Source organism: Halosimplex amylolyticum, assembly GCF_051414035.1.
Classification (GTDB): Archaea; Halobacteriota; Halobacteria; order Halobacteriales; family Haloarculaceae; genus Halosimplex; species Halosimplex amylolyticum.
The window spans coordinates 59114-72642 of the sequence record NZ_JBLKNW010000009.1 but is presented as its reverse complement, the minus strand read 5'-3'; the positions used below and the strand labels follow the sequence as shown (position 1 = coordinate 72642).

Genomic DNA, 13529 nt, shown 5'->3' with positions numbered 1-13529 from the left:
ACAGAAGAATACGGGATCTTTGCTTACCCCTCTTTCTGGGAATGTTCCAAAGTTACGACCCGCGCGATCTTTCGAATCGAAAGCGGTCAGGCGCCCTCTTCGAGACGCTCGTACCGCTCCTCGAACCGGCTCTGACATGACGGACAGCAGAAGTGATACACCTGCCCGTCGAGGCGAGTCGAGTGGCCCTCGCTGTCGACGGTGTTGGTACACTCGGCACAAGTGAGCGCAAACTCGGTCCCGTCCAGCGACGGACGCCATTCGACGTCGTCCATCAGCGTCACCGTGTACTCGACGTCGTCATCGAGGAGTCCGTCGAGCCACCGGCGGACGTTCTGGACCTGCGCGCGAGCGTAGAACCAGATGCCCCCGTCGGCGGTGACGAAGAGGTGCTCGACGGCGTCGGCGTCGCCGACGCGCTCCCGAAGGCCGTCGACGTCGTCGACACCCGTCACCTGGACGAATACCGGGATCCCGGCGTGCAGTTGCGAGCGGTCTACGTCGACGGTGAATCGGTTGATGATGCCAGCTTCCTGCAGGCGAGTGACGCGGTCGGAAACCGCGGGACCGGAAAGGTCGACGACGTCACCGATGTCGCTAAACGGGCGTCTGGCGTTCTCACCCAGGAGCGTGAGAATCGTCATGTCTGTCTCGTCCAACTCTCGCATACATCTACGTCGCTCACTACGGCCAATAATACAACGGGTTGTACTTAGGCCTGCAACGGACAGATAGATTCTAACTTTGGAATCGAAGCAGAAAGCGACAAAGAATAGGTGCCCGTATCTCTACCTGTATGAGCGAAACGATCTCCGTGGAGGGGATGACCTGTGAACACTGCGAGCAGACCGTCGAAGCAGCGCTCGAAGACATCGACGGCGTCACGAGCGCGACGGCCGATCGGGAGGCCGAATCAGTGACTGTCGAGGGCGACGCAGACACAGACGCTCTCGTCAGTGCAGTGGACGAAGCCGGGTACGACGCCTCGGCATAACCGGGTCGGAGACTGCACCGTTACGAGGCATCGCACGGCGCTCCCTCTGATTTTGGAGGGTTATTACACGTGCCATTTGGGGTTGGAGTGCCACGCTGAATTGACTCCATGGACATATGACAAATAATCAAAACGAGTGCGAGGCCGCCTTCCAAACGACATCTATGAGCAACCACCCAATTCGGTCCGGACGATCAGGATGAACCGCCGCCGAACCGATGCCGCCGTCGGTCTCATCGTCGGGATAGCCCTCCTCGTCGGGAGTGTCCTCAGCTGGCAGGCCTACCAGCAACAGCGTGCCATCGATGAGATGATTGGATCGATAATGGGGTCGTCAATGAGGTCAGTCCACGGGACAAATCCACTCTGGTACGTCCTCGGGACGGTCGTCGTCTCCGTCCTCATCGGTGGTGGATATCTGGTCGTCCGCGAGGACCTCTCCACGTCAGCGTCGAGTCGTCGGTTATACGAGGATACGGCCGGCGTGACGTCCGACGAGAGCGACGACCTACCAGTCGATATCGAACATCCGGACGACGGGGTCGATCCAGTGAAGCAATCACGTTCCCGGGCCCTCGACCTGTTGCCGGAAGACGAGCGCCGTGTCCTCGAACCCGTTCTCACTTCACCAGGAATCACGCAGATCGAACTGCGTGACCGTTCGGACTTCTCGAAGAGCAAAGTAAGTCAGACAGTAAGCGCGCTGGAGAAACGCGGGTTACTGTCCCGCGAGCGCCAGGGTCGGACGTACCGGGTATACCCCAGTGAGGAGATTGCCCAAATCGAAGCGTAGGGCACTCTCGAAGCCATCTTCTCGACTGTCGGCAGCCGGTTCGGGGACGAACGTCGAACGGTCGTAGCCGTTCACCGGACCACCGCCGAATGGCCCTTTGAATTCGGAAGGGACGAACGGTCTCGTCAGAGAGAATTGGTTAGAACGTCAGATATACAGTCTCGAACGATCTCTTACGCCGATTCACACCCTCGCGGATAACCCCCGAGCTGTCCTACGAGTAACCGAGGAGAAGGACAATGACCAACATCAACGTCGGTCGCTGGCTGCTCGTAGCGCTCGCTATTGTGGGTCTCACCTTGGTTGCTCCCGTCGTCAGGGCGCACGGCACCGAAACGACTGCAGCTGACGCACCCAAGGACAACGGAACTGCGGCTGAGTGGGCCGTCTGGATGGAAGGCCACATGACTGACCACATGGGTCCCGGTGCCGTCGAGTGGATGGAATGGCATATGGACGTGACCATCGACGAGATGGCTCAGAACATGGCCGACGGCGACCACGGTGGTGGCATGTACGGTCAGGGACGCGGCTGCTAGACGTTCCTGGCCAGATACTCTCGATTCGGCGCATGGGTAAGATAATCACAGGGCTCTCATTCCGCATGGCATACACGGTTTAGGCGATGTCGACCGACGACTTCGACCAGACGGTCGACGCGACGATCGATGCACTCGAAAACGAGGGGTTCGGGGTGCTCTGCGATATGGACGTGCAAGCGACGCTCGAAAAGAGACTCGGCGAGGAATTCCGGCAGTATCGGATGCTCGGCGCATGTAATCCCTCGCTAGCGCTGGAGGGACTCAAAGAGGAAATCGAACTCGGCGCACTCCCCTGAACCGTCATCGTCTTCGAACGCGACGACGGTGCCGTCGTCGTGAGTGCCGTCGACCCGGCGCAACTCGTGGACATAGTAGACAACGACGCGCTCGATTCCATCGCGACCGACGTACAGGAGCGATTCGAGCGCGCGTTAGAGAGTGCAGGCGAGGTAAGTAGGGGTCTGTCGGACACCTGAAGATCGGTTCCGCTCGTTCCTGACTAGTCAGACAACGCCGAGAGCTTGTTCGAGGTCGCTCTGCAGATCGCGGACATCCTCGATGCCAACGCTCAGGCGAATTAACCCGTCAGTAATACCGTTCGCCGCCCGCTCTTCCTGCGGGATTGACGCGTGAGTCATCGACGCGGGGTGTTCCAGAAGGCTCTCGACGCCGCCGAGGCTCTCGGCGAGCGTGAACACCTCCGTCTCCGAGACAAGCGCTTCGGCGTCGTCGAGCGACCCGTCAAGTTCGAAGCTGACCATGCCGCCGAAGTCGTCCATCTGGTCGACCGCCAAGTCGTGCTGGGGGTGGGACCCGAGTCCCGGGTAGTACACGTGGTCGACGGCCGGATGGTCCTCGAGCCACGCCGCTAGACCGTGGGCGTTCTCGGAGTGGCGCCCCATCCGGACGGGCAGGGTCTTGGTCCCCCGCAGGACGAGGAAGCAGGCGAACGGGTCTGGCGTCGCCCCGACGCTGTTCTGGTAGAACCCGATTCGCTCGTCGAGATCCGCGTCGGCGGTGACCAGGGCACCGCCGACGACGTCGGAGTGCCCGCCAAGGTACTTTGTCAGCGAGTGAGCAACGACGTCCGCTCCGAGGTCAAGCGGGCGCTGGAGGTAAGGGGTGGCGAACGTGTTGTCGACGGCCAAGAGTGCGTCTCGGCCACTGGCGACGGCAGCGATGGATTCGACGTCGACGATCCGGAGCAACGGATTGGTCGGCGTTTCGACCCAGATGAGTTCGGTGGCCTCCGTCACCGCGTCCGCGACAGCGTCGAGATCCGTCGCGTCCACGAAGTCGAAGCTGAGGTCGTAGTCTTCGTAGACCTGCGTGAACAGTCGGTGAGTGCCGCCGTAGACGGCCTCGCCGACGACGACGTGGTCGCCCGACTCGAGGAGGTTCAGGACGGTGTTGATCGCAGCCATGCCGGTGGCGAAGGCCCGTCCGTGTGCCCCGTTCTCCAGACTCGCGAGGTTGGCTTCGAGCGCCGTTCGCGTGGGGTTGTCTGTCCGCGAGTACTCGTAGCCCCGGTGCTCGCCCGGCGCGTCCTGGGCGAACGTCGACGTGGCGTAGATAGGTGTCATCACCGCTCCGGTCGGCGGATCGGGAGACTGGCCGCCGTGGATCGCCCGCGTGTCGAGGTATTCTCCGGCATCGTCCACATCCCCATCTGGTCGCGGCGTTTCTCCGTCGCTCATGCTTTCCCCTCCCAGGCGTCGAACGACCCGTAGATGTTTTTCGAGAGGTAGCGCTCGCTTCCGTCGGGGAACACCGTGACAACTGTGTCGACAGGGGTGTCGCGTTCGCCGGATGCAATGTCCTCGGCGATCCGCTGCGCGGCGACGCTCGCCGCGCCGGAGCTGGAGCCGACGAGGTGTCCCTCATCGGCGGCGAGGCGCTGGACCTCGTCGTGCGCGGCTCGGTCGCTCACTGCGAGCACGTCGTCGACGAGTGCGGGGTCGAAGAGGTCGGTGACGTCCGGGTCGTGGGTCCCGATCCCCTCCGTTTTGTACGGCGCCTCCTCGCGGTGATGGCCGAGGACCTCACCGAACGTCGACCCCTCGGGTTCGACGGCGACGACGAGTGCGTCGGGTACTCGCTCTCGGACGGCACGAGCCACACCCATTAGGGTGCCACCTGAGCCAACGCCAGCGACGACGGCGCCGACCCGGTCGCCGAGGGCGTCGAGTATCTCGGGACCGGTCGTCAGGTAGTGTGCCTTCGTGTTGAGCGGCGTCTCGAACTGCTGGGGAACGACCGCGTCGTCGCGGTCGGCAGCGATTTCGTGTGCCCGTTCGACGGCGCCGTCCATACCGTCCTCGCCCGACGTGTGAACGATGTCCGCGCCGAGCGCGGCCATCAGCGTCTCCTTCTCGGCACTGAACCCCGTTGGGACGACGAAGACGGCCTCCAGGCCGAGTTGACGAGCGGCGATGGCCATACCGATGCCGGTGTTTCCGGCCGTCGGTTCGACGACGGTGTCGCCCGATTCGAGGGCGCCGCGCTCGACGAGCCGTTCGAGGACGTGCTTTCCGACGCGGTCCTTGACGCTCCCGCCGGGGTTGAACCCCTCTAGCTTGGCGTATATGGGAACGTCGGCCGGCGACGCGTCGAGCTCAACGAGAGGGGTCTCGCCGATAGTCTCGAGTATCGATGCTTGCAGTTCGCTGTGAGTAGTCATCTGTCTGGGTCGTGCTGTGGGCAGTCGGCGGCCGGTGCGGTCAGAACCAGGTTTCGGTCAACAGCAACAACAACGAGTCGACCCAGCGGAGAAATGTGCCGTCTGCATGTCGTTAGACGGCGTCGGTTGCGTCACCAACTGCTGGCGACGGTCGAACGAGCCGAGGCGCCCGCCCTGCCGTAACGTTGACCGCACGGCGAGGTCGGGGACCGATTGGGCTCGGACCATAACAGAATCTCTCGCGCCGAGCTTCTTTGCGCTTTCTGATTCGAGCCGGTGTCGCCGTTCTCACTCCACTGGAATCGTCGAGAGACGGTAATCACCCCGAGACGAACGTGGATGCATGACTCCCGCCTGGACACGTCGAGATGTCGTCGGTGTGAGCGTTACGACGATCGCAGTCGGCCTCAGTGGCTGTCTAAGCGGCGGTCGATCGGATGCTTCTGGCGACGACGTTTCCCTCGCAGTCGTCGAGGCCCACCAGTACAGTTCTCCCGGTTGTAGCTGTTGTTCGCAGTACGCGGCGTACCTCGGTGAGCGAATTGACGGGACGGTCATGGAGACCACGCCTGACGACATCGCGACGGTCAAACGCCGATACGATGTCCCTGACGAGCTACGGAGTTGCCACACGCTCACCGTTGGGAAGTACGTCGTCGAAGGGCACGTTCCTGCACCCGTCATCGCAACGCTGCTCGACGACGAGCCCGAATTAGACGGAGTCGCATTGCCGGGGATGCCCGCAGGGTCGCCTGGGATGGGCGGGTCGAAGCAAGGGCCGTTTACTATCCACGAGTTCGATGACGGTCAGGCGAGTGGTGTCTACACAGAGTACTAGACGGGAGCGACGACGGGCCTGTAGATTGGGCCGATAGGAATTGCACCATCACCCGAGAACGCGCTCGCTAGACATCATTCTGTAGTCATGGGACCGAATCTCGTCGAGTACAGTGGTCGGTTCGAGAACTTGGTGGACGTGAGAGACGCCGTTAGACACGTTCCCAGCCGCCACCGCCTGGGCGACGATCGCTGCGACGAGACCCGTCACGCGACTCTGTTTTCGCCCGTCGACTGCTTCGGTCGTCGAAATCCAGGTTCCATCCCGTCGCCCCTCGGCGGTGACCGTTACTGCGAACCCGTCACCCCCGAGCGAAAGACCCTCACTGAGTCGAGCAAGTAGGTCGACTCCGACGGCGTCGGCCATCGGCTGATAGACTCCGGCCCTGACGAGCCCGTGGATGCCCGCCGAAGCGAGCCGGGAGTCGAAGCAGAATCGCGTCGACGCTGTCGGGACGTCGAGCGTCCGTCGAACGACATGCTGGTCGGCGAAGTCGAACCGGTACGCGGTACGACGGCCGTATCGGGGAAACTCGATCGGCCGTGGGTCGGTGAATCCCCTGAAGGTTTGGGCGTCACCGTTCGTCCGCACTGTGAACGGTCGTCCGATGCGCTCCAAGGTCCAGCGGCTCGCTTCCGAACCGAACGACTCGCCGAGTCCGAGGAGGACGCCGATCCGGACGTCAGAAACAGTCGACAGTTCGTCGACGACGCGCGCGGCGAGGAGATTCGTGATTCCGGGAGCCAGCCCGACGCTCAGAACCGCCGTCGCGTCGTTTTCTCTGGCAATCGGGCCGAGTGCCTCGACCTGTCGGAAGAACTCGTCCGACGCGGTCACGTCCACGTAATCGACGCCTCGTTTGAGGCACGCCTCGACGAACGCCGTCCCCGACTGGTCGAGACAGACGATTGCCTGGTCGGCGTCCCCGAGAACGCTCAGATAGGTGGAGGGGGCTTCGACATTGAAGGAGACGCCGGATACGTTTGGGCCGAGTCGCTTGGCGAGTGAGGCGGCCTTCGAGCCGGTACGGCCGGCGATCAGCAACTGCTCCCGATCAGCCATCGACGAGGCGAGTTCCCGGGCGACAATGCGCCCCACTGAACCGTAGCCTCCGACGAGTACCGTCCGAGTCACAGCGAACCAGCCTCCGACTGCCCGAAAGTTGCTCTCCGTTGCATCGCTAGTCCATCCTACATTCTCCCACTAACAGTATGAACACGTAGGGAGACGCGGACACTCACTCCTGTGGCGACGCCGATCGAATGACACCTGCGACGTTGTCGAGTTGTGCCGACACGTGTGCACTTTCTCCTACCAGGAGAATGACCACGTCGTCGAGCGCGAGTTTTCCCGCAAGCGAGCCGTCGTCGACGACCGGGATACGCCGTGCGTGGGCCTCGGCCATGTGGTGGAGCACGCGAGGCAGTTCGTCGTCGACCGCAACAACGAGCGGCTCTGCCGTCATCTCGTCCTCGGCAGTGATCCCTTCGAGTTCGATGTCTGATTTCAAGAGATTGGCTGGTCCGTCTTCGACGAGCAGCTCGACGGCGAGATCGCGGTCCGTCACAATTCCGACGGGTTCGTCTTCTTCGACAATAACGACGCTCCCCACGGACTGATCGAACAGTACCTCCGCGATATCCCGAACGAACGTGTCTCGGTCAACAGTGACGACGTCGTCGCGTGCGAGCTGTGCTACCTCATGGTAGTAGTGTCCTCGCCACCAAGTACAGGGATTGGACTACCCTGAGGGGTAGCAGACAGTTCGAGCTAGAGCTAACTGCGGCCTCATGAGCTAAATCGACTCGATCACGGTGCGAGTGCTAAACATCGAAGATCGGAGCAACAACGACGCTGCTACGGGACGATCCGCGTTCAGGAACGAGACAGACCCGATGCGATTAGCATTCGAATCTTCCCGATCAGTGTCGTTGCTTGCTGCGTGAACGAAAGTTAGTCGGGCAGTTCTTCGTGGCCGGTCCGAACACACTCCCAGCATGGGAACTCGCCGATACACTCATCGCAGCCATCGGCCGACTCGTTCGATTCGTCTGTCTCGGTGCGTCTGTCCGTCACGGTCTCGAAATCCGACAGCGTCGTCGACTCGGCCCGGCCGCCATCGGCGACGACGGGTTGAGTAGTAGAGACGGCATCGAGCAGTGGTCGCCGAATCGCGAGCGCGACGCGGTGTTTGCACGCGCTCTCGTAGTGGTCGTCGGCTGGACACTCACAGCCGGTCGGCACTCCATCCACGACCGTCACGAGATACTCGTGTTCGCTCGGATCGGGATGACTGCAGTTCCGAACGAGGATGCCCTCGGTCGTGAGGACGAACTCGAAGGCTTCGTACTGGGCACGCCTGGCGATGCGGGTCGGAAATTCGAGTTGTTCGAGTGGATGCATGGTCTCCGGAGCGCCCGGACACGAGCGCCCCGCCCCTCGGGGCGCGGAAAAAACGACCATGCGGTGTGCATCTCCCGGTCTCGGAGCGGTAGCTGGACTCCGTGCCAGTTCTTCCCAGAAACCAACATTTCACGATCCGGAACTGGTTTGTGAAAACCATCCACAGTATGATCGATGCCCTCCAGGCGATACTCGAGACGGTCCCTGCTCCGGGGGGCCGCCGCCGCGACGGCAGTCGGAGTTGCGGGGTGCTCGGTACTGGGTGATGCCGGTGCGGAGCCTATCCCTGACGCAGCCCCAGGCCCGGACGATTGGCCATCGAGCGGCTACGACGCCCGCAATACTCGGTACAACGCCGACGCTTCACCGCCCCGGTCGACACCGGAGACTCGGTGGACTCAGGAATTTTCGTTCTGTCACCAGCCGGTCGTCCGCGGTACGCGCGTCGTCGTGAACGCCGACGATTCGACGGTCGGGCTCCGGGCAACGGACGGGGAACGCCTCTGGGAGTCCGACTCCGAACCATGGGGATTCGAGACGCCGACGCTCGGCACCGACCGGGCGTACGTCACCGGCACGGACTGCGTCTTCGGCGTCGACCTCGACTCCGGCGAGGAAATCTGGCACGGCCGGCCCTGTCACGGCGCGAACACGGCGAGCGGGACGCTCGCGAACGGACGACTGTACCTGGAGTACGGGGGATACTTTTCGGCGCTCGATGGGACGGGACAGATTACGTGGGCGTCGACCCACGACGCCGGGGGATCGCCGGCCGTCACCGAACAGACGGCCTACGTCGCGACGGCGTTCACCGTCGAGGCGGTCGATCTGACGGCCAACGCAACGGAATGGCCGTGGGAAGACCGTGATGACGACGAACCGGCCCACGCCGACAGAGGCGCGGCGACGAAGTGGTCGGTTCCGCCGGAGTCGCGGATTACCGGGCCACGGATATACCAGAGTCCGGCCGTCGCCGGCGCCACCGTCTACGCGACGCTCGAATACGAAGACCGACCTGGCGGAAAACTACGGGCGCTAGCTCGAACCGACGGCGAAGAGCGGTGGGCGATTGCGTCACCACCTGTGCGGCAGGTCGGCGAGGAGCCCGAAGACGCTCCGGACCCGGTCGGACAGCCCGTCGTACCCGTTGTCACTCCGGATCTCGTCGTGACAGCGCTCGGCGACCGGCGCATTCGGGCGGTCACACACGGTGGCGAAACGGAGTGGACGACGGTACTGGACCACGACGTGATGGAACTCGTCGGTGCCGGTGAGACGGTCCTCGCAGTGACGCACGATCCGTCTGTCGAGACGACCGGGGCCGAACACGCGACGGCGACTGCGTTCGATCTCACCAGCGGGGATCGACTGTGGGAGCGGCATTTCGAGGACCACGCCGAAGGACTCGTGATCGCAGGTGGGACGGTCTATCTGACCGTCGTCTCTGAACGCCGAGCAGACGGAGACGTGACTGGTCAACGACTGATCGCGCTCGGCTGAGTCAGGTGTCCGTCCGAATCGCTCTCGATCCACGCCGTAACTATCTGAATTCGTACGTCGCGATGTCCGACCGGGCGCAGGCTGGACAGGGCTCGGCCGCTGACTCGACGGACGTCCCGCAGTGGCGACACTCGTAGACGCGCTCGACGTTCGGATCCAGGCCGGGAACCCGTCCGCGGAACCAGCGGAATCTCATCTGTCCCACGACTCCCGTTCGGCTTCGATCGTATCGCGGTGTTCGCGGACTGTGGCCGGGCTCACGTCCGCTTCAGCGGCGAGGTCGAGTTGGGTGATGTCCACGCCGTGGTCCCGGCAGGCGACGGCGAGACAGGCCGCTGCGAACCCGGCAGGATGGACACCGATGCTCTCCTGGGCCCGCCAGGCGCGCTCGGCGAGCACGCGAGCGTGGCACTCGGTGTCCGTGGGAACGTCCATCGCTGAAGCGAGGGAGGGGATGAACTCCCGCGGTCGCTGTGGTGGTGCCGGGAGGCCGAGTTCGTCGTTGAGTACGTCGTAGGCGTTGGTGACGCGCTCGCGGTCGACCTGCGCGACGGATGCGACCTCGCCGAGCGTCCGGGTCGCCTGCGTACACCGACAGACCGCGTAGATGGCTGCCGCCGCGAACGCCTCGATCGACCGCCCATGCAGCAGGTCCTCGTTCTGAGCTGACCGGAAGAGCGCGCTGGCCTGCTCGCGGTCGTCCTGGTCGAGGTCGATCGCACCTGTCATCCGTGCGATCTCCGTACAGCCGTGGGCGAGGTTGCGCTCGGCTTTCGACCGCCACTTCGCTCTCGTGTGCTCGCGGCGCAGTCTACCCAGCTGTCGTCGTTTCTTCCCGGGAAGTTGGTTCCCCTGCCCGTCTGTCTTGCTCCCGATCTCCGTCGAGAGCCCGCGGTCGTGTCGCGCTTCGGTGAGCGGTGCGCCGGTTCGTTTGCGGTTCGTCTCGTCTTCGTCGAAGACGCGTGGACCGCGGCGATCGAGGCGACACGCCTCGACGACGAGCCCGCACTCAGTACACCGGGTTTCACCGCCGTCTGTGGTGAGTCGCCCCTCGCATTCGGGACACTCGTCGGCAGGGATCGTTCGGCCATGCTGTTCGTCGAAGCCACTCTGGTAGGGTTCTGTTGTTGCCATCGAAGGTCAGCGCGAGGCCTCGTTTGATGCCCCCCGCACCCCTCTCAGGGGGGAATAAAATCACGCGATAGCGGACACCGTGATTCGAGGAGAGTCCTCGCGAACCGACCGTCGGACCACCCATCGTGGCTCGTCGATATCGAGTCGCGTATGCAGGTTGTTCCTGTGAACGAGAGACCTGCGAGAATTCCGTTCTCGAGAACTGGCGATGAACCGCTCGGAGCGTCGCTTACCGCAGCCGGATCGTCGCTCCGTCGCGCTCGAGAATTCGTTTAGTGACCAGTCGGTCGATGGCGTCCTCGACGGGGCCTTCCTAATCGGGAAACGCCCTGATCACGTCACCGCCCGTGAACACCGTCATGAGACTCCGTACTGCTCCTTGAGGGCCGCAAATTCGGATTCACTCGGAAGGACGACGGGGGCGTCCGCCGATATCTCGGACTCGCCTCGAAGCGACCGATACATCGCAGCCACCGCAGGCTCCAGGTCGTACCACTTTGCAGTTGCTGTGAGCGTCTTCCGGTCGAGATTCAGTGTTTCGATCAACAGCATCGAATAACTCACTCGGCGGGACCCGCTATCGAGGACGAGCGTGTGGCACACCACTTCGGCAGGCGTGAGCTCCGCGTCTGGCGCGTACCAGAACGCGGGTTCGCCGGCGAGGAAAAATTGCAGCCCGTACTCTTCGAATCGACCGAGACCGGTGAGCTGCCAGTCGGGTGCCGCCTGTAGTGCGTCCGTATCAGTGGCCGTCTGCACGCGGACGAGTGCCCGCTTCGGGTCACACCACTCGACGGTCGCACTCGGTGCGACCTCCCGGACCCGCGATCGGTGTTCGTGGGTCACGACAGCCCGAGCGAACGACAGGAGCGGTGCGAGGTCATCACTCAATGCGTATTCGGGCCCAGACGGTGACAGCATCGCTCGATGCTTGAGCGGCGACAGCGCCCTGTGGACCGCCTGCCGAGTGATATCGAGCCGTTCTGCGATCTCGGCAGCACGGCGCGGTTCGTCGAGATACCAGCACACTCTGAGTGTGGCCGGCGAGAGGAGGTCGAGCCACTCGACGTGGCCAAGCTCCGACCGCAGACTCCGGTACGCTTCGATAACTGGATGCGCCGCGATGGAGACTCGACGTTCGTTGTTGGGGCCACGGGTTTCGGTGAGGAACCCCGCTGCGAGCAACTCGTCGAGCACCTCGTAGGTGTGTGCCTCGGAATACCCGGTTTCCGTCGCGAGGTCAGCTGGCGTCGCTTCACGGCCGGTACTCAGCGCGTCGATCACGGCGAGACCAGCCTTTGCGATCATCTGTGTATACATTTTATTCGGTTCCTATAAATATGTTTCTGGATTTTTGTTTACGCGGTCGTCGACAACGAAGGTCAGCGCGAAGCCTCGGTTGACCACACGCACCCCTCTCAGGGGGAGACAAAATCACGCGATAGCGCACACCGGATTTCCAGTGAATCGTAATGTGCTACTCGAGGAGTCACGGTCTACGGACGATGAGTTCTTCCTGGTCTTCGACCCACTCGTCAAGCTTCGTCTCCATGTACTGGATGGCGTCGGCGTGGGTGAACACGCCGCGGTCGATCAAGTCGCCGACGACATCTTTGAGCGCTCGGAACTCACCCTGTGCGAACCCGTCGCCGACTGGCTCGCCCTCGTACCAGCGCACAGTTCTGAGTGCACCGTTACCGACTGTGGGCGCGTCCGCGACTGCCCGGCAATCGTGTTGCAGGCCGAACCAGTGGGTCCGGTAGGCGGTAACTCGGAAGTCGGTGTCGACGACGTAGAACGCTTCGTGGTGCAGGTAGTCCAGCAGGTCGCCGATGATTTCGTCGACGGTCCAGCCAAGACACTGTGGTTCGATGTCGACTTGGAGCGACGGAAGGTCATACCCGTCGAGTACCCGATCGACTGCCTGGTACGAGCTCGTTTCGAGGAGTTGTCTGTGGACGGTCTGAAGCGTCTGGTTTGGTTCGTCACCACCGAATGGCGTCTCGTCCGTGATCGCTGTCTTGAGCCTGAGATGTTGCGCGCCCCAGTGGGAATAGTGGACGTTGTAAGTGCGGTCCGACCGTTCGTAGGCGATGAGTGCACGATGTCCCATTGGTACCCGCGGGAGCCTCGTTGGTGCCCCCGCACCCCTCAGGGGGCGATAAATCACGACTGTCGAAAGTAACGTAGCCCGACATTTGAACCCGAACTTTCGTCCTTGCCAGGGAAGCGCCTGACCGCAACATTCAAAGAGGGAGTTTCCAGCAGCAAGTGCCGTACATCGTCTCTATTCGATCCCACTTCTAATATCACACGCGTTGTCATATGAAATCCGATAGAAAGCAGTAAATGCCGAACTACGATTAATCCGGATCGAGAATTTACGACGGTATGGTCTGCCGAGAGGGCGTGTCACATCCACTCGGGGTGCTCGTGAACGAATATCGCTTCGATAGTGCCGGACCCACCGCCCGCATGGATACAAAGTTCAACCGGTGGTTCTCCGTCGAACACGGGATTTATCGTCGCATCTAACCGGTAATCGAACTTGGTGAGACACTCCGGACACAGCTGGTCGACTGGTTCGAATCCATTCGCTGTCTCGATTTCACGGTGTGTTGAGTCCGCCGTATCTCGATGTTCAG

General features: G+C 62.5%; 14 protein-coding genes and 2 pseudogenes. 6 read left to right on the top strand and 10 right to left on the bottom strand.

The features are described from left to right. Positions 1 to 86: 86 nt before the first annotated feature. Positions 87 to 668 (bottom strand): AsnC family transcriptional regulator, encoded by a 582-nt coding sequence (locus tag ACMGFE_RS23160; protein ID WP_436927638.1) that lies wholly within the window; start codon positions 666 to 668, stop codon positions 87 to 89. Between the two features lie 128 nt (positions 669 to 796). Between ACMGFE_RS23160 and ACMGFE_RS23155 the strand changes: the two genes are divergently transcribed. From ACMGFE_RS23155 to ACMGFE_RS23140, 4 genes and pseudogenes are all read left to right on the top strand, one after another. Then, the gene (locus ACMGFE_RS23155; protein ID WP_436927637.1) at positions 797 to 994 is read left to right on the top strand and encodes a heavy-metal-associated domain-containing protein; all 198 of its coding nucleotides are present in this window, start codon (positions 797 to 799) and stop codon (positions 992 to 994) included. Positions 995 to 1193: 199 nt separating this feature from the next. After that, positions 1194 to 1787, top strand: a complete 594-nt coding sequence (locus ACMGFE_RS23150) for a helix-turn-helix transcriptional regulator (protein WP_436927636.1) — start codon at positions 1194 to 1196, stop codon at positions 1785 to 1787. Positions 1788 to 2026: 239 nt separating this feature from the next. Beyond that, the gene (locus tag ACMGFE_RS23145) at positions 2027 to 2326 is read left to right on the top strand and encodes a hypothetical protein (protein ID WP_436927635.1); all 300 of its coding nucleotides are present in this window, start codon (positions 2027 to 2029) and stop codon (positions 2324 to 2326) included. 86 nt (positions 2327 to 2412) lie between these two features. Further along, positions 2413 to 2805: pseudogene (locus tag ACMGFE_RS23140) on the top strand (DUF302 domain-containing protein). 27 nt (positions 2806 to 2832) lie between these two features. On the opposite strand, the gene ACMGFE_RS23135 reads toward ACMGFE_RS23140, so the two are convergent. Both ACMGFE_RS23135 and ACMGFE_RS23130 read right to left on the bottom strand, forming a co-directional pair. After that, positions 2833 to 4026: a cystathionine gamma-synthase gene (locus ACMGFE_RS23135; protein ID WP_436927634.1), complete on the bottom strand. Its 1194-nt coding sequence runs from the start codon at positions 4024 to 4026 to the stop codon at positions 2833 to 2835. Continuing rightward, entirely contained in the window at positions 4023 to 5009 is a 987-nt protein-coding gene (locus ACMGFE_RS23130) for a PLP-dependent cysteine synthase family protein (RefSeq protein WP_436927633.1), read from the bottom strand. Before ACMGFE_RS23130 ends, ACMGFE_RS23135 begins: the two co-directional genes overlap by 4 nt. 379 nt (positions 5010 to 5388) lie before the next feature. Between ACMGFE_RS23130 and ACMGFE_RS23125 the strand changes: the two genes are divergently transcribed. Beyond that, a complete protein-coding gene (locus ACMGFE_RS23125) occupies positions 5389 to 5847 on the top strand; it encodes a DUF411 domain-containing protein (protein WP_436927632.1) in 459 nt (152 codons plus the stop codon). Between the two features lie 48 nt (positions 5848 to 5895). Here ACMGFE_RS23125 and ACMGFE_RS23120 read toward each other — a convergent pair whose 3' ends face one another. From ACMGFE_RS23120 to ACMGFE_RS23105, 4 genes and pseudogenes are all read right to left on the bottom strand, one after another. Next, positions 5896 to 6981, bottom strand: a complete 1086-nt coding sequence (locus ACMGFE_RS23120) for a saccharopine dehydrogenase family protein (protein WP_436927631.1) — start codon at positions 6979 to 6981, stop codon at positions 5896 to 5898. A gap of 103 nt (positions 6982 to 7084) precedes the next feature. Then, complete coding sequence (locus ACMGFE_RS23115; protein WP_436927704.1) at positions 7085 to 7312, bottom strand: CBS domain-containing protein; 228 nt, start codon at positions 7310 to 7312, stop codon at positions 7085 to 7087. An 87-nt stretch (positions 7313 to 7399) separates the two neighbouring features. Continuing rightward, a pseudogene (locus ACMGFE_RS23110) lies at positions 7400 to 7534 on the bottom strand (CBS domain-containing protein); the annotation flags it as partial. Positions 7535 to 7800: 266 nt separating this feature from the next. Next, positions 7801 to 8250, bottom strand: a complete 450-nt coding sequence (locus ACMGFE_RS23105) for an SWIM zinc finger family protein (protein WP_436927630.1) — start codon at positions 8248 to 8250, stop codon at positions 7801 to 7803. Positions 8251 to 8424: 174 nt separating this feature from the next. Between ACMGFE_RS23105 and ACMGFE_RS23100 the strand changes: the two genes are divergently transcribed. Then, positions 8425 to 9750, top strand: a complete 1326-nt coding sequence (locus tag ACMGFE_RS23100) for an outer membrane protein assembly factor BamB family protein (protein WP_436927629.1) — start codon at positions 8425 to 8427, stop codon at positions 9748 to 9750. Between the two features lie 192 nt (positions 9751 to 9942). Here ACMGFE_RS23100 and ACMGFE_RS23095 read toward each other — a convergent pair whose 3' ends face one another. From ACMGFE_RS23095 to ACMGFE_RS23085, 3 genes are all read right to left on the bottom strand, one after another. Continuing rightward, positions 9943 to 10884, bottom strand: a complete 942-nt coding sequence (locus tag ACMGFE_RS23095) for a transcription initiation factor IIB (RefSeq protein WP_436927628.1) — start codon at positions 10882 to 10884, stop codon at positions 9943 to 9945. A gap of 357 nt (positions 10885 to 11241) precedes the next feature. Next, positions 11242 to 12192, bottom strand: coding sequence for a helix-turn-helix domain-containing protein (locus ACMGFE_RS23090; RefSeq protein WP_436927627.1), 951 nt, complete (start codon positions 12190 to 12192; stop codon positions 11242 to 11244). Between the two features lie 181 nt (positions 12193 to 12373). Next, the gene (locus ACMGFE_RS23085; RefSeq protein WP_436927626.1) at positions 12374 to 12997 is read right to left on the bottom strand and encodes a DUF6735 family protein; all 624 of its coding nucleotides are present in this window, start codon (positions 12995 to 12997) and stop codon (positions 12374 to 12376) included. Positions 12998 to 13529: the final 532 nt, after the last annotated feature.